We start from the raw sequence: 18,230 nt of genomic DNA, 5'->3' as shown, positions 1-18,230 counted from the left end.
GTCGAGGCGTCAACCTGTTGAAATCGCGTCGCGCGCGTGAACGCGTGACCGCACAGGGCCGTACACGGGACCAGCGAGCTCGCCGGGGTGGAGGCGCGAGCCTCCGTCGCCCTGCCGATGGAGGAGGCTGCCGCCTCCATCGCCGGAGAAGCGGCGGTCGGCCCCACGGCCCGCGCCGCGATCTTGCGCCGCGAGCGCGTCGAACGCCCCGGAGCGCGCACCGGATCGTCGTGGGCACGTTCCCTGCTCTCTGGTCGGGCGCGGGCCAGAGAGGCCGGCAACTCAAGGGGAGTCGCACCATGAAGATCGCTGCAGTTCATGTCGGTCTCGTTCTCATCACCATCTCGATGGTCACGGGCTGCGTGGTGGCGGATGACGGCAGCTTCGACGATGAAGACACGGCGGAGAGCGCCGAGGCGCTCGGGGGAAACCCGGACCCCTGCGCGATGGGGACCGACCCGAACTTCACCAGCGCGCAGCTCACCGCGGTCGGAGCAAGCGATACGTATGTCCGCTCCTACCAGTGGATCGACAGCATCTGTCCGGCCAGCGGGCAGGATCGAGCGACGACGATCGTCGATTTCCCCGTGCCCAGCTATTACCAGCACCAGACCCCGGAGACGTACAGCTTCGTCGTGCAGCCGTCCTTCTGGGGCTCCTCTTCCACGTCGTGGAGCGACGCGTCGCAGGCGATCAGCGACTGCGCGAACACCAAGATGGCGACGCGCGTGCAGCGCTGGGACTCGGCCACGAGCAAGTTCGTGCAGCTCACGTACAAGGAGCAGGCGGGCGCGTGGGAGTGGGACAACCCGCTCACCGGCCGCGGGCACTGCTCGACTCCGGTGTTCCTCTACTACCACGAGAACTACGGGACTGCGCAGCAGGTCGCCACGAGCAAGTACCGCGTCCGCACCTGGGCCACGCAGCCCGACGGCTCCCACGCGACCGTCTGGATCACGGGGAATCATACTGGCCTGTAGCCCCGCGGCGGCTCCTGGCCACGCCGGCCGACGCCGGCCAGGCTCGATGAGCACGGACGGCGTCCGAGGTCAGGCGTCGCTCATCGACGCCCGCCGCCACCGGTCATCGCCCCGCCGGGCTCGCCCCTCGCGCTCCAGCTTGATCAGGTGCGCCTCCAGGCTGAGCCGCGCGATCGGCCAGAGCGCCGGCGCCGTGTCGGCGTACACGACCGGCAGGAGACCGTCGAGCGACGCGCCCCCCTCGCCGGCCCCGTCGAGCGCCGCGGCCACCTTCTGCTCGCGCCCGAGCCGGTGCGCGATGTAGCGCCGGAACAGCGCCTCGGGCGCGTCGATCGGCATCCCGTGCGCCGGCAGCGCGACCCGCGCCCCGAGCGCCGCGAGCCGCTCGATCTGCGCCAGGTACACCGCCATGTCGCCCTCCCGGGGGTCGATCAGGATGGTCCCCACGCCGGCCACCATGTCGCCGCAGACGAGGGCGCCCTGCGCCTCGTCGAGGAAGCAGAGGTGGTCGGGCGCGTGCCCCGGCGTGTGGAGCACGCGGATCTCCATCGGCTCCGGCCCGCCGAGCCGCACGACGTCCCCGTCCGCGAGGCGCCGCGCGATCGGCACGCCGGGGAGGCGCGGGGCCGCCTCGGCGTGGGCCCAGACCGGCACGCCGAGCTCGGCCGCGAAGAAGCGCGCGCCCCCGACGTGGTCGGCGTGGTGGTGGGTCACCGCGATCGCCACGATCGTCCGCCCCTGGGCGGCGAAGCCGCGCGCCCACGCGAGCCACTCGCGGCGCTCGTCCTCGTACGGCGTGGCCGGCTCGACGAGCAGCACCTCGCGGCCGCCGAGCGCGTAGCTGTTCGTGTGCGTGGCAGGGGGCAAGGTCGGCGTGCGCGCGGCGAAGGCTTCAACGCCGCGCGCGCCGGGAGCGACGGGCTGCGGCCGGATCACCGCTCGACGACGACGGCCAGCGCCTCGCCGCCGCCGATGCAGAGCGTCGCCAGGCCGCGCTTCGCGTTCTGGTCCTTCATCGTGAAGAGCAGCGTGGTCAGGATGCGGGCGCCGCTCGCGCCGATCGGGTGCCCGAGCGCGACCGCGCCGCCGCGGACGTTCACCTTCTGGGCGTCGATCCCGGCGAGCTTGTTCACGGCGAGCGCCACCACCGCGAACGCCTCGTTCACCTCGAACAGGTCGATCTGGTCCGCGCTGAGCCCGAGCTTCTTCGTGGTGTTCGCGATCGCCGCGGCCGGCGCCGTCGTGAACCACTCCGGCGCCTGCGCGGCGCCGCCGTAGCCGACGATCCGCGCGAGCGGCGTCAGCTTGTGCTCCTTGACCGCCCGCTCGCTCGCCAGGACGAGCGCGCTCGCGCCGTCGTTGATCGACGAGGCGTTGGCCGCGGTGATCGTCCCGTCCTTCTGGAACGCGGGCTTGAGCGACGCGAACTTCTCGGGCTTGCCCGCCGGCGGGCCCTCGTCGTCCTTCACGACCACGGCGTCGCCCTTCCGCTGCGGGACGGCGACCGGCGCGATCTCCGCGGCGAAGAGCCCCTCGCGCTGCGCGGCGAGCGCCCGGCGGAAGCTCTCCTTCGCGTACTCGTCCTGCGCCTCGCGCGAGAAGCCGTGCTCCTTCGCGCACGCCTCGCCCGCGGTGCCCATGTGGAAGTTGCCGTACGGGTCCCAGAGGCCGTCATGGATCATGCCGTCCACGAGCTTGCCGTCGCCCATGCGGTAGCCGGTGCGCGCCTGCGGCAGGTAGTAGGGCACGTTCGACATCGACTCCATGCCGCCGGCGACCACCACGTCCGCGTCGCCGAGCGCCACCGTCTTGGCGCCGAAGATGACGGCCTGGAGCCCCGAGCCGCAGACCTTGCTCACCGTGGTGGCCGGGACCTTGCTCGGGATGCCGGCATAGATGGCGGCCTGCCGGGCAGGGGCCTGCCCGATGCCCGCCGAGAGGACGTTGCCGAGGAAGACCTCCTCGATAGCGTCCGGAGAGAGCTTTGCCCGCTCGAGGGCCGCCCGGATGGCGACCTCGCCCAGGCGCGGGGCGGGCAAGGGGGAGAGCGCGCCCTGGAACGCGCCGATCGGCGTCCGGGCCGCTGCGACGATGTACACGGGGACAGGTAGGGTCATGATTTCCTCCAGCGGCGCCGGCGCCGTCTCATTCGATGACGCCGTCGAGGGCGTCTCACGAATGTGCCTTTGGTACCTCGGTTGACCTTTGGGGGCAAGCCGGCCCAGGGCGCCCCTCCGCCTGCGCGGTCCCTCACAGTTCACGACAGCTCGCGCCGCTTCACAGGCTCGCCGAGAGAACCCGGAAAGCCTTGAATTCTCCATGGCCGGGCTCGTGCAAAGCCGCCCGGCATGGCTGAGACGGTGTGCTCGGAAGCGCCGGGCCGCGCCGACGTGGCGCGCCTCACGGCGCTGCTCGCCGAGCTCGACGAGCGGAACCTCGACAATGTGACCCGCACGGAGAGCTACCTCGAGCTCTATGCGCTCACCCGCGCCCATCCGCCGGATCTGCCCTGGCTGCTCATGGCGCACCTCGTGTCGCGCAACGCGGGCTCGCTGATGACCGACATCGCGGTCCTCCTCGACCGCGGCGACGGCGCGATCGCCCCGCCCGCGCTGCGAGAGCTCTTCCTCTTCCTGGAGCGCGCCAATCACCTCATCTTCTTCGACGCCTGGTATCATGTGCTCCACCACCTGCTCGGCCGGAGCGCCGATCTCGCGCCCGGCCGGTGCTCGCGTTTCGTCCGCGAGGCGTGGGCCCGGCACGAGGGCGCGCGGCGGGCCGGCCAGCCGCACCGCGCCCTCGAGCGCGCGCTCGTGCGCGACCTCGTGACCAACGAGCAGAACTTCATCGAGCGCCGCGTCGTGCACCACCCCCGGTTCCCGATCGCGCGGGCGCTCGTCGCGCTCGCCGAGGCGCTCGGGCAGGAGGCCCCGGTCGTGCTGCCGTGCACGCAGGCGTCGATCCAGGTCGGCGGCTTCGCGATCCTCGAGCGGCGCATCCGCGCCGGGATGCGGATCTTCGAGGCCATGGCCGACCGCGCCACGCGCGACGCGATGTACGAGTGGGCGCGGCGGCACCCGCACGACGGCTCGCGGCCGCCCTGCGACGGCGCGCGGGGCCCTGCACGGCCGCGGCTCAGGGACGCGTGGCCCGCCCACGCCGTGCGGGCGCTCTGGGACGGAATTCATGCCCCGCCCGAGCCGGACCCGGGCTGGCCCTGAACGCTCGCCGCCCTGCCGGGGCCGAGGGACGGCCGACTCGCCGGCTCGGGCCTGTGCGCCCGGCCGACGCCTTGTGGTGCGCCGGCGACGGCCCGTGTATCGTGCTCGCCCCGCGGGGGGGAGGGGGTCAGTCCTCCTCGCCTCCGGGCGGACAAGGAGCGAGCGAGCGATGTTGAATGCAGGCGACCGTGCCCCGGATTTCTCTCTCGACAGCGACAGCGGCAAGACGGTGAGCCTCGCCGATTTCCCGGGCAAGACGGTCGTCCTCTACTTCTACCCAAAGGACGACACGCCCGGCTGCACGCGGGAGGCGCAGGCGTTCTCCGAGGCCCTCCACGCGTTCACCGAGGCCGGCGCCGTGGTGCTCGGCGTCTCGCGCGACTCGGCGGAGCGCCACCGGAAGTTCAGAGCTAAATACGATCTCGGGGTGACGCTGCTCAGCGATCCGGATCTCACCGCGCACGACGCCTACGGCGCCTACGGCGAGAAGACGATGTACGGGAAGAAGGTGATGGGCACGATCCGGAGCACCTTCATCATCGGCCCCGACCGCACGGTGAAGCACATCTTCAGCGGCGTGAAGGTCGACGGCCACGCGGACGCGGTGCTCGCGCTCGTGCGCGGCGGCGGCGCGCCCGAGGCCCCGCGCGCGGCGGCGTCGGCGGCGAAGACCGCGGCCAAGACGCCTGCGAAGAGAGGCGCGGTGAAGGCGCCGGCAAAGCCCGTTACGAAGCCCCGATAACGGCCGCCGGGACGGGCGGACAACCACGCAGCCGACTCACGGCGGACTCATGATCGCGCGCGGCGATCGCCTGATTGAGGCCGTCGCGAGGGCATCCCGCGCGGCCGCCTGCGCCTCCTCCGGGCTGGACGGGCCCCGCGCTTCGTGAAAGAATCTTGCACCGTTCCTTGTAGATCGATGAAATTACCACGACACCAGGGCTCATCCCTCGACTCGCCTCACGTCAGGTGGAGCGATGAGCGCTGGAGCGAGGGAGCCAGATCATGATTCTAAAGCATCCGATGGTAAGGACCTTTACCCTGCTGAGTTGCCTCGGCGCGATCGCCGCCTGCGGCGGGGACGACCCCCCGACGCGCCCGGTGGTCAACAACGACGGCGGCGGCGGGAGCGGCGGCGGCGGCGCCGGCGGCGCCGGCGGCGAGGAGGTCGAGGTGTGGGAGCTCAACCGCGACAGGCCGCTGTCCGGGGTCGAGCCGGGCTTCACGGAGGCGCCGCACCCGCTCGAGCCGGGCGACGTCCTGAGCGAGCTGGACACCCCGCTCCCCACGAACACCACCTGGATGAACTTCGCGCTCGGCGACGGCGACCAGCGGATCAACGCCGCGCCCTACGATCTCAAGGCGCTCGGACAGGGGCTGTCGATCTCCCGGCCGGACGTCGTGGTGAACAGCACGTCCGTCACGTCGGCCGACGCGTCGCAGCTCGGGCTCACCGTGCGCCAGGCGGTCACGGGCCACGTCGTCCGGTCGTCCGACCTCCTCTCGGTCACCGTCGAGTGGTCGGCGCAGGGCGGCTCCATGACGGCGCCCATCGTGTACGGGATGCCGTACGTGACGGCCATGTACGACGGGCTCACCCCCTCCGTGCGCGCCGGCGACGGCGTGGCGTTCACCGCGGTGAACGGCGACTCCACGAGCCCCACCAAGGTCACGGGCGATCGATTCGAGATCTCGCTCAACAACGGCCAGACGTGGGTCCTCTATGCGTCTCCCGCCATCACCCTCGAGTGGGACGCCATCGTGATGAACGCGGCGGAGCCCTATGTGGGGTCGCTCCGCCTGGCGCTCGTGCCCGGGCCGAACGCCGCGGCCGTGCTCGACGAGCACGCCGGCGTCATCCCTGTCGGCGGCGACATCAAGGCGTCGATCATCGAGGACACCGCCTCGCTGCGCTTCGTCTGGAAGACGAAGGGCGAGGGCGATCTCCTCACCATGGCCCTGCCGCACCACCTCGAGCGCCTCGAGAAGGCGCTGACGGCGGACCTCTCGTACCCGACCGTGATCGGCGACATGAAGGCCGTCTCCGGGGCGGAGTGGGAGCTCGTGTACCCGCTCAGCGCGATCGGCTGGGACGCCCCGCGCCGCGTCTCGGACCAGTGGGGCGAAGCCGTCGTCGAGGCGCTCGAGGACGAGCGGGGGTTCACGCCCGCCGACGCGGTCGTCGGTTCAGACCCCTATTTCGGGGGCAAGGAGCTCGCCAAGCTCGCGCGCCTCGCGCAGATCGCCGAGGTGGTCGGCAAGGCGGACCTCGCCGAGGAGCTCAGGGCGCGGCTCAAGTCGCTCATCAACCCGTGGCTCAACGGCGAGAACGAGAACCCCTTCGTCTACGACTCGACCTGGGGCGGCATCGTGACGACGAAGGGCATCGCGGACGAGACCGCCGACTTCGGCCAGGCGTATTACAACGATCACCACTTCCACTACGGCTACTTCCTCTACGCGGCGGCCGTGCTGGCGAAGGGCGATGAGAACTGGCGCGACAACTACGCCGACAAGGTGCTGTGGCTCGTCCGCGACATCGCGAACCCGAGCACCAAGGACCAGCACTTCACGCCGTTCCGCAACATGGACTTCTTCCGGGGCCACTCCTGGGCTTCGGGGCTGTTCCCGTTCGCGGACGGCCGCAACCAGGAGTCCACGTCCGAGGCCGTCAACGCCTGGTACAGCCTGCAGCTCCTCGGCGACGCGCTCGGCGACGAGGACGTGATGAACATCGGCCGGCTGCTCCTCGCGGTGGAGACGGCCTCCGCGCAGACCTACTGGCAGATCACCTCGAACAGCACCGTCTATGACGTGCCGTTCAAGGACAACGGCGCTGTCGGCGTCCTCTGGTCGACCAAGGCCGATTTCTCGACCTGGTTCGGGCAGAACCCCGAGTACGTGTATGGCATCCAGATGCTCCCGATCACGCCCATCTCGGAGTCGCTCCTCTCCAAGGAGTGGATCGAGGACGCGTGGCCGGCGATGTCGGCCGCCGCGGACACGGCGGACGAGCCCTGGAAGGCCTTCCTGACCGCGGCGCACGCGGTCGTCGACAAGGAGGCTGCCTGGGAGGAGGCGCAGGCGCTGACCGAGCTCGACAACGGGCTCAGCCGCACGGCGCTCCTCTACTGGATCGCCACGCGGCCCTGAGCGGCCCTCCCGCTCAGTCGATCGGCTCGACCCGCACGTCGACCTCGAGGCGCTCTGCCCCGCCCCCCACGAAGATGGTGCCCGAGGTCGGCGTCGCGTCCACGTAGTTGCGACCGACCGCCACGCGGATGTGATCGGTCTGCGTCAGGATCCCGTTCGTCGGATCGAAGCCCTTCCACCCGATCTCCGGCAGGTACACCTGGACCCAGGCGTGCGAGGCCTCGCTCTGCCGCTGGTTCTCGTGCTTCGGCCCCGTGTAGATGTACCCGCACACGTAGCGCGACGGCACGCCGAGCAGCCGCGTCAGGCAGATGAACAGGTTCGTGAAGTCCTGGCACACGCCGCGGCGGTTCGCGTACACGTCGAACGCCGTCGTGGACAGGTTGGTCGCCCCCTGCTTGTACTCGTACTCCTGGAAGATCGACGCGTTCAGGTCGAGCAGCGTGTCGAGCAGGTCGTAGTCGTTCCGCTCCACGAACGTCATCGCGTACTCGCTGAGCTCCGCGAGCTCGCTCTCCGCGAGCTCCGGCGGCAGGAGGAACGGCTGCAAGATCTGGCGCTGCCAGGGCATCCACACGAGCGGGATCGTCGACCGGGCGCGCAGCGGACGGAAGCTCAGCGGATCGGTGTCGAGCAGCTCCACCCGCGACCTCGACTCGATGATGAGCTCCTTGAACGGCGTCTCGAGCAGCACCCGCCGCGCGCGGTTGCCGAAGACGTCGTCGTACTCGCGGTGCTTGCCCTCGACCGAGATGTCGATCTCGTTGTGCAGCAGCATCTGCAGCCGGTCGTGCGCGGGCGTCAGCCGCAGGAGGTGCGTGCTGCGCTCCACCGCGGTCGCGTAGCGGTACGCCGTGCGGTGCACCACCTGGAAGCGGCGGATCGAGGCGTGCGTCGGCCGGCGGACCGGGCGCGACGACGTCGGCGGCGTCGAGGGCGACGGCCTGCGCCGGTCGGTGCTCGGCGACGCCGTGGCCCGGAGCGCGCCCTGGCGCAGCACCACGAGGTGGCCCGGCGGGACGCGCGTCCACGTCGCCGGCTGCGCGCCGGCGTGGACCTTGAGCTCCTCCGACGAGACGATGACGCCCTTGCGGCTCTTGACGCCCCGCCTGGTGAGATCGACCTCGAGGTCGTCGTCCCCGAACGCGAGGCGCTCGTAGGGCGGCAGCACCTCCCAGAGGAACGCGTCGCCCTCGCGATCCCGGTCCGCATAGACGACCAGGTCGCGGCCGTCCGCCAGGACCGACGTGAGCGGGCCGTGCTCGTTCATCTCGTCGAACCAGTCGCGCAGCACCCGCGGATCGATGTCGCCGATGCTCCGGAGGTCCTCGGACGCCATCCAGCGCAGGAGCTCGCACAGGATGAGCTCCGTGTCGGTCGAGCCCACGGGCTGGAAGAGCGACTTCGGGTCGACCTCGATCCGGTCGACCAGGCTGCCGCTGTGCGCGAACAGCCAGTCGCGCCCGCCCCAGCTCCGGCTGAACGGCTGCGTGTTCGCGTCGTTGATGCTCCCCCACGTCGCCGTGCGGATGTGCAGCACGAGCAGCGACGACTCGAGGTGCTCCCACGCCTTCACGAGCTCGCTGCGGATGCTCCCCTGCGGCGGCGCCGGCTCCTTGAGCACCGTGGCGCTCGGCTCGCCCCCCGGGTAGTACCCGATGCCCCAGCCGTCCGGCAGCCTGCCCCCGGGGCGCAGGCAGGTGAGATCGAAGCACGGGGCGAGCTCGCCCTCGAACGACATCGCGAGGAGGTTCGGCATGGATGGATCTGGCGGGTCCGGCTACTGGCTCGTCGCAGGTGGATTGCTGTCGGGCGGCCCATAACCGAGCAGCTCGCGGCCAATACCGTCGCAGATCGTCGCTGTCTCGTCGACCACGTGCGTGAGCGCCGCGTGCACCGAGAGGGAATCGAACGGCTCGGCCGCCCTGTCGGCGACCCACTGGTGCAGCAGGTGCAGCCGCTCCAGGCACTCGCCCCCGGGGAGCGTCGCGCTCTCCGGCGGGCGGATCTCGCAGAGCCGCGTGAACGCCGCGTGCACGCAGTGCCGGATCGAGCGCGGGAAGCGCGGCTCGAACAGGAGGAACTGTGCGACCGCCTGCGGGGTCACCTGACCCTGGTTGAGCTTCATGAACGGCTCGAACCCCGAGCAGGCGCGGAGGAGCGAGAGCCAGAGCGCCGTCTCGACGACCCGGTGCCGCCGGCGCACCGCGCCCTGGGCCTGGCCGCTCCGCTCCGAGAGCGGCGGCTCCAGGTGGGTGAGGGCGTGGTGGTGGACGTCGAGCGTGCGCGCCGTCTGCCCGACGCGCTCGAGCAGCACGCCGAGCCAGATGAAGTCGAGCGGCGTGTCGTGGAGCATCGTGCTCTGCGTGAGGCCGAGGCAGAGCTGCGTGAGGTGCCGGACGCGCCGGTAGAAGGCGTAGCGGCTCGACCTGAACTCCTCGCGCGCCTGCTCGCTGTTGATCCAGAGGTGGAGCTCGTTGGCGGTCTCCCACGCCTCGAGGCTGACGACCTCGCGGATCGACCGCGCGTTCCAGCGCGCCGCGGAGCTCGACCGGCAGAGGCTCGTCGGGTTGTCCTCGTCGACGCTCATGTAGCGCTGCACGAGCTCGCCGTCGGCCGCGGCCTCCTCGCCGTGCTGGGCGGTGAAGTGCTCCTTCTGCCCGACCACGATGACGACGGGCATCCAGCACTGGTAGGGCGAGAGCTCGGCGTCGAGCGCGAGGTTCTGCGTGACGGCGAGGATCCGGGCCACGCTCTCGGTCCGCTCGAGGTAGCGGCCGAACCAGAAGCAATGGTCAGCGACGCGGGAGATCACAGCGCCTCCGGGGATTCAGACGAGGGCGGCGCGCTCGGTGGGTCGTTGCGGTCGTTGCTCGCGGCCCCGGGGGCCGGGTCTGCGGCGCCGACCGACGGGACCCGCTGCGCGCCGTCGTGGGGGCCCTTCAGGACCCACGTGTCCTTCGAGCCCCCGCCCTGGCTGGAGTTGACGACGTAGGAGCCGGCCACGAGCGCGACGCGCGTGAGCCCGCCGGGCAGCGCCCACGAGCCTTCGCGGCCGGTGAGCACGTAGGGGCGGAGGTCGAGCCGTCGCGGGACGGCCGCCCTGACGGCCGGGTCCCACGTGGGGCTCGTCGAGAGCTCGACCCGGTGCTGCGCGATGTAGCGGCGCGGCGTCGCCTCGATGCGCGCGCGGAACTCCTCGCGCTGCGCCGCGGTCGACTGCGGCCCCATGAGCATGCCGTAGCCGCCGGCCTCGTCCACCGCCTTGACGACCAGCTCCTCGAGGTGCTCGAGCACGTAGCGGCGGTCGTCGTCGCGCATGCAGAGGTAGGTGGGGACCTGCTCGAGGATCGGCTCCTCGCCGAGGTAATAGCGGATCATCTCCGGCACGAACGGGTACACGGCCTTGTCGTCGGCCACGCCGTTGCCAGGCGCGTTCGCGAGCGCGACGTTGCCGGCGGCGTAGGCGCGCATCAGGCCGCGCACGCCGAGCAGGCTGTCGGGCCGGAAGGCCTCGGGGTCGAGGAACGCCTCGTCGATGCGGCGGTAGATGACGTGGACCCGGCGCGGGCCGCGCGTCGTCCGGACGAAGACCTGGTCCTGATCGACGAAGAGGTCGGGGGCCTGCACGAGCTCGAGCCCCATCGTGCGCGCGAGGAAGCTGTGCTCGAAATACGCCGAGTTGTACGGCCCCGGCGTGAGCACGACGGCGCTCGTGCCGCCCGGCGCCACGGGCGACACCGAGCGCAGCGTCTCGGCGAGCCGGGCCGGATAATGGTCGACCCGCTGGACGCGCGCCTTGTCGAGCAGGTGCGGCAGCACGCGCTTGCTGATGAGGCGGTTCTCGAGGACGTAGGAGACGCCGGACGGCGTGCGGAGGTTGTCCTCGAGCACGCGGAAGGTGCCGGTCGGGTCGCGGATGATGTCGACCCCAGCGATGTGGATGCGCACGCCGCCCGGGGGCCGCAGGCCGTGGATCTGCTTCAGGTACTGGCCCGAGCCGAGCACGAGATCCCGGGGGACGCGCTCGTCCTGGAGGATGCGCTGCTCGCCGTAGACGTCGTCGAGGAACAGGCCGAGCGCGCGGACCCGCTGCTCGAGGCCCCGCTCCATGTGGGCCCAGTCCGCGGCGGAGAGCATCCGGGGCATGAGGCAGAGCGGGAAGATCTTCTCCGCGCCGCGCTGATCCGCGTAGACCGAGAACGTGACGCCCTGGTTGAGCAGGGCGAGCTCCGCGAGCTGCTGCGCGCGCGCGAACTCGTCCGGCGCGAACGCGCCGAGGAGCGTCGCCGTGCGCAGGAACTCGGGTCGAGGGGCGCCGTCTGGACCGAACAGCTCGTCGTAGGCGCCGGGGAGTGGTGTGTAGCCGGCGAAGAGGCCGGCACCCGGGGTCTCTAACAACACTGGAGTGAAGCTACCGCCTTGAGGCCCCCGAGGTCCATGGGCCCGTGGCGGTGAAGGGCGGCGTCACTCGGCGTCGAGGGCCTGACGCTCGCGGCAGCGGGTGAGCTCGTCGACCGCGGCCAGAAACGCGTCGTAGTCGATGGGCTTCGGGAGCACTCGAGCGACACCGAGGCTCGTCGCGTCATGTTTTGAAGACGCGGATGAAACAATAACCGGTATACGCGCCGTCTTCTCGTTGTGCCGGAGCGCCGTGAGCAAGCCCCAGCCGTCCATCACCGGCATCATGATGTCGACGACGAGCAGATCCGGCGGGGCGATCTGGTCGAGGAGCGCGAGCGCCTCCTCGCCGTTCGAGGCGCAGCGCACCTCGTAGCCGCCCTCGCTCTCCAGGATCATGCTCACGACCTCCTGGATGCTTGGCTCGTCGTCGACGACCACCACCAGCTTGGCGCGGCTGTTCGGCGCGCTCGAGCGTGTTCGTACCTCTGCGTTGCGCCGCACCGTCCGACCTCCGAGCGTATCGACCAGCATGAACCTCTCCCCTGCGCGCTCTCCGGACCGAATTCCAGGGATGAACCAGAGTATCCACCACACCGCTCGTTCCGTCGCTGCGTGGAATCCAAGATTGGTAGCTCAGGAGACTCCCGAAACCGGGCGACGGCCGCGCGCTCGATCGCTGCGCCCGTTCACGCGGTCGACCGGCGAGCCGGCGCGACGCGTGACCGGGACAGCCGAGCGCGTGCATTCGTGAAGCACGGGCGTTCCCGGCCAGGCGCGGGGGCGCGCGGGCGCCGAAAACTTGCCTGTTTCGAGCGTCGCGCCGCGCCGCGCCGCGCGGGTGCCAGCCGGCGCGCGGCTCCTACTGCGCCGCACCTTCGAGCTGCGCGGTCGCCTCGTGGTAAGCGCGGGTGATGTCGGACTCGTCGAGGATGCCGACGATCTTGCCGTCGGCGTCGGTGACCAGGAGCTCGCGCACGCCGTGCTCCAGCAGCACCCGCAGCGCGCCGTGCAGGTCCTCCGTCTCGCTGACCGAGGCGGGGCTCATCATCATGTCGTGCGCGATCGCGAGCCCCGAGAGCTCGGGGCTCATCGCCGCGGCGCGGAGGATCTCGGCGTCGATGGTGCCGATGACCTTGCCGTCGTCGGAGAGCACGGGGAACGTGTCCTGCCACTCGCAGGCCGCGATGCGCTCGACGACGCTCGTGGCGGGCGCCCGCGCGTCGAACGATACGAACGGGCGGCTGCGGATGACGATGTCGGCGACGCAGATGCTGCGGAGCACGTCGACGATGAGCTCGTCCCGGTGCGCCGGCGACTCGCGCTTCGTCGCGACCTGGGCGCGGTACAGGGTGCTGTGCCGGAGCGCGACGAAGGCGATGCCCTCGCACAGCATGAGCGGCACCAGCAGGTCGTAGCTGCCGGCGAGCTCGCAGACCATGACGAGCGAGGCGATCGGCACGTGCGCGATGCCGCCGTAGAACGTGCCCATCCCGACGAGCGCGAAGGCGCCGGGATCGATGCGCGGGTCGTTGAGGAGCAGCTCCGCCGCGCGCCCGAAGGCCCCGCCCGTGAGCGCGCCGAGCACGAGCGACGGGCCGAAGTCGCCCGCGCAGCCGCCCGAGCCCACGGTGAGCGACGTCGCGACGATCTTCGTGGCGAGCACCACGAGCAGGAGCTGCACGGCCGTCCATCCGCTCGGCATCCACGAGGCGCCGGTGATCGCGATCTGGGCCGCCCCGTAGCCCGCGCCCAGCATCCCGAAGCCCTGCCCCGGCCGGTCGAAGCGCGGCCCGAGGAGCATGAGCAGCGGCGTCACGAGCGCGCCGAGCGCGAGGCCGCCGAGCGCGGGCTTCGCCCAGATCGGCAGCCGGATCTGGTGCATCGCGTGCTCCACGGCGTGCATCGACCGGAGGAACACGGTGGCCACCAGCGAGACGACGAGCGCGAGCGCGGCGTAGAGGGGGAGGTGGCCCGGGACGAACGGGTAGCGCGGCGCGTGCGCGAACAGGGTCGACTCGCCGAAGAAGTAGATGAAGACGGAGTACGAGACGACGCTCGCGAGGATGGACGGGACGAGCGCGTCGGCCTCGAAGTCGTCGCGGTGCAGCACCTCGACGGCGAGGAGCGCGGCCCCGAGCGGCGTCCGGAACACGGCGGACATGCCCGCGGCCGCGCCCGCGATGAGCAGGATGCGCCGCTCGCGCGCGCCCACGCGCAGGGCGCGCCCGATGATCGAGCCGATCGAGCCGCCGATCTGCATGGTCGGCCCCTCGCGCCCGCCGGAGCCGCCGCAGCCGAGGGTGAAGATGGCGGCGAGCGCCTTCACCACCGGCACGCGCCTGCGCATGTTGCCGGCCTTGTGGTGGAACGCGGCGATGAACGCGTCGCTGCCGCCGCCGCGCGTCTCCGGCGCGAGCTTCGCCGTGAGCAGCCCGCCCACGAGGGCGCCGAACGCGGGCAGGATGCAGACGAGCCAGGGCCGGAACGGCCCGGAGTGCGCGCCCCGGAACACCGACTCGCCCTTCGCGCGGAGCGGCTCGTAGCCGGTGAGCGAGAGGAGGAGCTCGTGCTCGGCGAGCTCGAGGGCGGCGAAGAAGAGCGAGCCGACGATGCCGGCCGCCACGCCGACGAGGATCGCGTGGAGGAGCACCCGGCCGACGAGCTGGAAGGCGATCGGCCCTTGCGCGCGGGGTAGCGGGGTGCGCGCGACCCCCATGCGGCTGGGGCGTGCGTGGGAGTCCTCGGGGGACGACATCATGACTTCGGGGCTCAGGGTCCCCCCGGCGGGTAGCTTCCCTGATCTCTCCGCCGGTTGCTGCCTGAAATCGCGGCCAGGCGCGACTTCTTCGGCGGCGCCTTCACGGGACCGGCTTCCGCCCGGCGCTCCCGCGCTCCATGAGCGTGGGAGGAAGCCCGACGCGGGCGCGGTCTCCGGGCCCGGTCGGAGCGTGGGCGAGGTGAAGGAATGACGAACGATCCGAGCACCGTCGAGTACGGCACCATCATCACCGAGGACGAGAGCGTCGCGATGGGCGACGCGGCGGTCCAGACGACGGACGAGAGCGTCCGGACGACGGACGACGCCGTGTTCACGCCCGTGCTGGCGCTGGATCTGGCGGCCGAGATCCTCGTGGCCACGCTCGGCCCGCTGATCGACGCCGACTACGTGCAGGGCAAGACGCAGTTCCGGGACGTGCTCTGCGGCCGGATCGACATCTCGCAGCTCGAGGCGGAGGAGCTTGTCGACGACATGGAGCGGTCCGGGCGGATCCGCTTCGTCGGCGCGGAGGAGGGCCGCGGGTGGCATGTGCAGCCGAGCATCGGGGTGCGCTGAGCGCAGGACGTTCGCGCGCGGGTAGGCTGGCTACGCGCCGTGGTGCTCGGCGAAACAAACCCCTTGCCGGCGTACTCAGGTCATGGCCTACCCTGAGCCGGGTATGGAGGACGGTACGAAGCCGCGCAAGGCCGTGGTCCCGAGCGCTCCGCCCATCCCTCTCGTGATCGTGGCCGGCTGTCCTGCCGAGTTCGTCGCCGTGTGCCGGGAGGTCGGGGCCCGGCTCGGGGTCGCGGTGCGCGAGTGCGATCTGCGCTCGCTCCGGCCGACGATCGCCGCGTCGCAGCCCTACGCCGTCGTCGTCGCGGAGGAGCTGTACCGCTTCGACGCCGAGTCGTTCGACGCGGTCATCCGCCAGGCGCCCGCCTCGCTGGTGCGCCTCGACCGCCGGGAGGCGAGCGACGATGCGGCGCGCCGGCTGATCATCGACGCGATCTTCGAGTCGGCGGCGACCGAGCCGAGCAGCGGGATCCGGTCGATCCTCACGTGAACCTCACGTGACGCGGCGGCCCGGCGCGGGCCGCCGCGCGCGCGGGCGTCAGGGGCGCCGCTTCATGCCGGGGAGGGTGGCCTTCTCGGTCGGCGGCTCGAGGTACTCGATCTGCTCGACCGACATGATGCCGTACTTCGGGTTGGCGGCCGCGCCGCCGGTCGACTTCGTGAACGTCACGCCGTAGGTGCCGGTGACCTTCACCTTCGCGCCGACGGCCGGGATCGGGTTCGGCATCTCCTGGCCCCAGAACTCGTCCGTGAGCTTGGCCTCGCCCTCCTTGCCGCGCGGCGCCTTGTCGATCGCCTCGATCATGCTGTAGATCTGCGCGAAGTTCGAGGCCCAGCCCATCACCTCGATCACGTCCTTCGTCTCGCCCTTCTCGTCGGCGATCGCGAAGCTCGGGACCGGCGCCTTGCAGTCCGTCGGGTCGGCCTTGCCGGTCTTGTGCACGGCGCAGGCCGGGGCGTCCGCGAGGTTCGTCTTGACGATGTAGCCGATGATCGAGAGCTTCTTGCCGTTCACGTCCTCGAAGTGGACGCGGCTCCGGAGATCGTGCGTGACGCCCCAGACCGTGTAGGCGTCGCCCTGCTTCTTGTTCTTCGCGGGCAGCGTCGGCACCGCGGGCAGGTTCGGCTTGCGGCCGCTGAACGCGGGCTTGGGCTGGTACGGCTGCTCGTCCGTTCCGCACCCTGAAGTGCCCGCGACGAGGAGGACAGCGGCGGCGAGGGTTCGACCGAATCGGACGTTCATGGCATCTCCAAAGGTCAACGTGACGGGCGCGCCAGCAGGAAAGATCCAGCGCTGGAGTAGCCCTCGGCTAGCGGTGCGCCGCGCGCGGATCAGGCGCCTCTCGCATGCGCGCGCGGCGGCAAAAACGGCTAACACGGCCGCGAGCGGATCGTAAAGAGAAACGGAAACGTCCCCTGCGCTTCATCAAGCGGCGAGCGGCCACCTGGCCGACGCGCCGCCGCCGCGCCGCGGCGAGTTGCCGCGCCGGAGGAGCCCGATCGCGGCGCTCGCCGACGCGGGGCCCGCGGGGCCCGCGGGACCTGTCGCGCGCGGGTATTCTCGGGTGTGGCGCCGCGCGGCGCCGAGCTCCGCGGCGCGTCGCGCGGCGCCGCGCCCCGCGGCGCATCGGCCTCCGCGACGCTCTCCCGGCGCCCCGGATCGCCTCGAATGCGCGGAGGGCGCGTTTCCGCTCTTCGCGCTGGCAACACCGATCGAGTACCCTCTGCGTCCCATGCGCGAGACGACCCTGCGCGCCGCTTTCGAAGCGTCGAAGGTTTTGGTGATGATCCTCGCTGGCGGTGAAGGCCGCCGGCTCGGCCCGCTCACGCACGATCGGGCGAAGCCAGCCGTGCCGTTCGGCGGCCGCTACCGGATCATCGACATCGTCCTCTCGAACTTCGTCAACTCCGGCCTGCACCGAATCAAGATCCTCACGCAGTACAAGAGCGCGTCGCTAGACGAGCACATCGCCCGAGCCTGGCGCCTGTCGCCGATGCTCGACAGCTTCATCGAGACCGTCCCCGCGCAGCAGCGCACGGGCAAGAGCTGGTTCAAGGGGTCGGCGGACGCCGTCTACCAGACCCAGCACGTCATCACGGACGAGTCGCCCGAGCACCTCTGCATCTTCGGCGGCGATCACGTCTACAAGATGGACGTGCGCCAGATGCTGCACGAGCACCTCTCGCGCGACGCCGAGGTGACCGTCGCGGCCATCCCGGTGACGAAGGAGGAGGCCCGTTCCTTCGGCGTCATCGAGTGCGACGAGGCCGGGCGGATCATCGCCTTCCACGAGAAGGTGCAGGATCCGCCGAGCATGCCGGGCAGGCCGGGCATGTGCCTCGCCTCGATGGGCAACTACATCTTCAAGACCCCGGCGCTGCTCGACGTCCTCGAGCAGGACGCCGCGACGGAGGACAGCGCGCACGACTTCGGGCGCGACATCATCCCGCGGATGGTCCAGAGCGGCAGCCGCGTCTACGTCTACGATTTCCACGAGAACCTCGTGCCGGGCGAGGACGAGGGCGCGGGCTACTGGCGCGACATCGGGACGATCGACGCGTACTGGGCGGCGCAGATGGATCTGGTCAGCATCCAGCCGGCGTTCAACTTCTACAACCCGCGCTGGCCGATCCGGACGGGCATCAGCCACGACCCGCCCGCCAAGTTCGTGTTCCGCGACGAGGCGAACGCGCGCGTCGGCATCGCCACGGACAGCCTCGTCTCGCTCGGGTGCATCATCTCCGGCGGCCGGATCCACCGGAGCGTGCTCTCGAACCGGGTGCGCGTGAACTCGTTCAGCCACATCGAGGAGTGCGTGCTGTTCGAGGACGTGAAGATCGGGCGTCACGTCAAGCTCCGCCGCTGCATCATCGACAAGGACGTCGAGATCCCCGCGGGCGCCGAGATCGGCTTCAACCTCGAGGAGGACCGCAAGAAGTGGTTCGTCAGCGAGGGCGGGATCGTCGTGATCCCGAAGCGCGCGAAGATCGACTCCCCGTAACGTTCCTGACCGGAACCCCGGTCGCCGCGCGCTCGCGCGGCGACCGCGCCGCCGGCGGCCGATGAGCCCGGCCGCCTGGCGACGAAGCGCGTCCATGTGTCCGGAATTTCAGGAAAAATCGCTGTTCATGGCGCCC

At 71.0% G+C, this 18,230-nt stretch carries 15 protein-coding genes; 7 read left to right on the top strand and 8 right to left on the bottom strand.

Annotation, left to right across the window (positions count from 1 at the left end):
- Positions 1 to 299: 299 nt before the first annotated feature.
- Positions 300 to 980 (top strand): hypothetical protein, encoded by a 681-nt coding sequence (locus WME76_RS33345; protein WP_437956266.1) that lies wholly within the window; start codon positions 300 to 302, stop codon positions 978 to 980.
- 69 nt (positions 981 to 1,049) lie between these two features.
- Here WME76_RS33345 and WME76_RS33340 read toward each other — a convergent pair whose 3' ends face one another.
- Entirely contained in the window at positions 1,050 to 1,847 is a 798-nt protein-coding gene (locus WME76_RS33340; RefSeq protein WP_437956265.1) for an MBL fold metallo-hydrolase, read from the bottom strand.
- A 65-nt stretch (positions 1,848 to 1,912) separates the two neighbouring features.
- Positions 1,913 to 3,097, bottom strand: a complete 1,185-nt coding sequence (locus tag WME76_RS33335) for a thiolase family protein (protein ID WP_437956264.1) — start codon at positions 3,095 to 3,097, stop codon at positions 1,913 to 1,915.
- A 231-nt stretch (positions 3,098 to 3,328) separates the two neighbouring features.
- Here WME76_RS33335 and WME76_RS33330 point away from each other — a divergent pair, with 231 nt between their 5' ends.
- From WME76_RS33330 to WME76_RS33320, 3 genes are all read left to right on the top strand, one after another.
- Positions 3,329 to 4,201, top strand: a complete 873-nt coding sequence (locus WME76_RS33330) for a DUF2515 family protein (RefSeq protein WP_437956263.1) — start codon at positions 3,329 to 3,331, stop codon at positions 4,199 to 4,201.
- Between the two features lie 169 nt (positions 4,202 to 4,370).
- The gene (locus WME76_RS33325; protein ID WP_437956262.1) at positions 4,371 to 4,943 is read left to right on the top strand and encodes a peroxiredoxin; all 573 of its coding nucleotides are present in this window, start codon (positions 4,371 to 4,373) and stop codon (positions 4,941 to 4,943) included.
- Positions 4,944 to 5,224: 281 nt separating this feature from the next.
- The gene (locus tag WME76_RS33320; protein WP_437956261.1) at positions 5,225 to 7,354 is read left to right on the top strand and encodes a glycosyl hydrolase; all 2,130 of its coding nucleotides are present in this window, start codon (positions 5,225 to 5,227) and stop codon (positions 7,352 to 7,354) included.
- Between the two features lie 13 nt (positions 7,355 to 7,367).
- Here WME76_RS33320 and WME76_RS33315 read toward each other — a convergent pair whose 3' ends face one another.
- The 5 genes from WME76_RS33315 to WME76_RS33295 all read right to left on the bottom strand — a co-directional run bounded on the left by WME76_RS33315 (position 7,368) and on the right by WME76_RS33295 (position 14,516).
- The gene (locus WME76_RS33315) at positions 7,368 to 9,113 is read right to left on the bottom strand and encodes a class II glutamine amidotransferase (protein WP_437956260.1); all 1,746 of its coding nucleotides are present in this window, start codon (positions 9,111 to 9,113) and stop codon (positions 7,368 to 7,370) included.
- Between the two features lie 21 nt (positions 9,114 to 9,134).
- Entirely contained in the window at positions 9,135 to 10,169 is a 1,035-nt protein-coding gene (locus WME76_RS33310; protein WP_437956259.1) for an alpha-E domain-containing protein, read from the bottom strand.
- A complete protein-coding gene (locus tag WME76_RS33305) occupies positions 10,166 to 11,758 on the bottom strand; it encodes a circularly permuted type 2 ATP-grasp protein (protein WP_437956258.1) in 1,593 nt (530 codons plus the stop codon). Before WME76_RS33305 ends, WME76_RS33310 begins: the two co-directional genes overlap by 4 nt.
- Before the next feature lie 63 nt (positions 11,759 to 11,821).
- The gene (locus tag WME76_RS33300; protein WP_433929372.1) at positions 11,822 to 12,289 is read right to left on the bottom strand and encodes a response regulator; all 468 of its coding nucleotides are present in this window, start codon (positions 12,287 to 12,289) and stop codon (positions 11,822 to 11,824) included.
- A gap of 328 nt (positions 12,290 to 12,617) precedes the next feature.
- On the bottom strand, positions 12,618 to 14,516 hold the full coding sequence (locus WME76_RS33295; protein ID WP_437956257.1) for a chloride channel protein: 1,899 nt from the start codon (positions 14,514 to 14,516) through the stop codon (positions 12,618 to 12,620).
- A gap of 207 nt (positions 14,517 to 14,723) precedes the next feature.
- Here WME76_RS33295 and WME76_RS33290 point away from each other — a divergent pair, with 207 nt between their 5' ends.
- Together WME76_RS33290 and WME76_RS33285 are read left to right on the top strand one after the other, a co-directional pair.
- The gene (locus WME76_RS33290; protein WP_437956256.1) at positions 14,724 to 15,092 is read left to right on the top strand and encodes a hypothetical protein; all 369 of its coding nucleotides are present in this window, start codon (positions 14,724 to 14,726) and stop codon (positions 15,090 to 15,092) included.
- A gap of 103 nt (positions 15,093 to 15,195) precedes the next feature.
- Entirely contained in the window at positions 15,196 to 15,582 is a 387-nt protein-coding gene (locus WME76_RS33285; RefSeq protein WP_433929367.1) for a hypothetical protein, read from the top strand.
- Between the two features lie 48 nt (positions 15,583 to 15,630).
- On the opposite strand, the gene WME76_RS33280 is transcribed toward WME76_RS33285, so the two are convergent.
- Positions 15,631 to 16,335: a hypothetical protein gene (locus WME76_RS33280; RefSeq protein WP_437956255.1), complete on the bottom strand. Its 705-nt coding sequence runs from the start codon at positions 16,333 to 16,335 to the stop codon at positions 15,631 to 15,633.
- A 490-nt stretch (positions 16,336 to 16,825) separates the two neighbouring features.
- On the opposite strand from WME76_RS33280, the gene glgC reads away from it, so the two are divergent.
- Complete coding sequence (gene glgC, locus WME76_RS33275) at positions 16,826 to 18,094, top strand: glucose-1-phosphate adenylyltransferase (protein WP_061614391.1); 1,269 nt, start codon at positions 16,826 to 16,828, stop codon at positions 18,092 to 18,094.
- Positions 18,095 to 18,230 lie beyond the last annotated feature (136 nt).

It is taken from the genome of Sorangium sp. So ce119, from assembly GCF_051524405.1.
GTDB classification, from domain to species: Bacteria; Myxococcota_A; Polyangia; order Polyangiales; family Polyangiaceae; genus Sorangium; species Sorangium cellulosum_G.
This window is presented reverse-complemented; position numbering and strand designations above follow the sequence as displayed.

Excerpts from the sequence above, each read along its gene's own strand:
- WME76_RS33280 (WP_437956255.1), bottom strand. The coding sequence starts at position 16,335 with ATGAACGTCCGATTCGGTCGAACCCTCGCCGCCGCTGTCCTCCTCGTC.
- WME76_RS33325 (WP_437956262.1), top strand. The coding sequence starts at position 4,371 with ATGTTGAATGCAGGCGACCGTGCCCCGGATTTCTCTCTCGACAGCGAC.
- WME76_RS33315 (WP_437956260.1), bottom strand. The coding sequence starts at position 9,113 with ATGCCGAACCTCCTCGCGATGTCGTTCGAGGGCGAGCTCGCCCCGTGC.
- WME76_RS33335 (WP_437956264.1), bottom strand. The coding sequence starts at position 3,097 with ATGACCCTACCTGTCCCCGTGTACATCGTCGCAGCGGCCCGGACGCCG.
- WME76_RS33330 (WP_437956263.1), top strand. The coding sequence starts at position 3,329 with ATGGCTGAGACGGTGTGCTCGGAAGCGCCGGGCCGCGCCGACGTGGCG.
- glgC (WP_061614391.1), top strand. The coding sequence starts at position 16,826 with ATGCGCGAGACGACCCTGCGCGCCGCTTTCGAAGCGTCGAAGGTTTTG.
- WME76_RS33290 (WP_437956256.1), top strand. The coding sequence starts at position 14,724 with ATGACGAACGATCCGAGCACCGTCGAGTACGGCACCATCATCACCGAG.
- WME76_RS33345 (WP_437956266.1), top strand. The coding sequence starts at position 300 with ATGAAGATCGCTGCAGTTCATGTCGGTCTCGTTCTCATCACCATCTCG.
- WME76_RS33320 (WP_437956261.1), top strand. The coding sequence starts at position 5,225 with ATGGTAAGGACCTTTACCCTGCTGAGTTGCCTCGGCGCGATCGCCGCC.
- WME76_RS33295 (WP_437956257.1), bottom strand. The coding sequence starts at position 14,516 with ATGATGTCGTCCCCCGAGGACTCCCACGCACGCCCCAGCCGCATGGGG.
- WME76_RS33285 (WP_433929367.1), top strand. The coding sequence starts at position 15,196 with ATGGAGGACGGTACGAAGCCGCGCAAGGCCGTGGTCCCGAGCGCTCCG.
- WME76_RS33300 (WP_433929372.1), bottom strand. The coding sequence starts at position 12,289 with ATGCTGGTCGATACGCTCGGAGGTCGGACGGTGCGGCGCAACGCAGAG.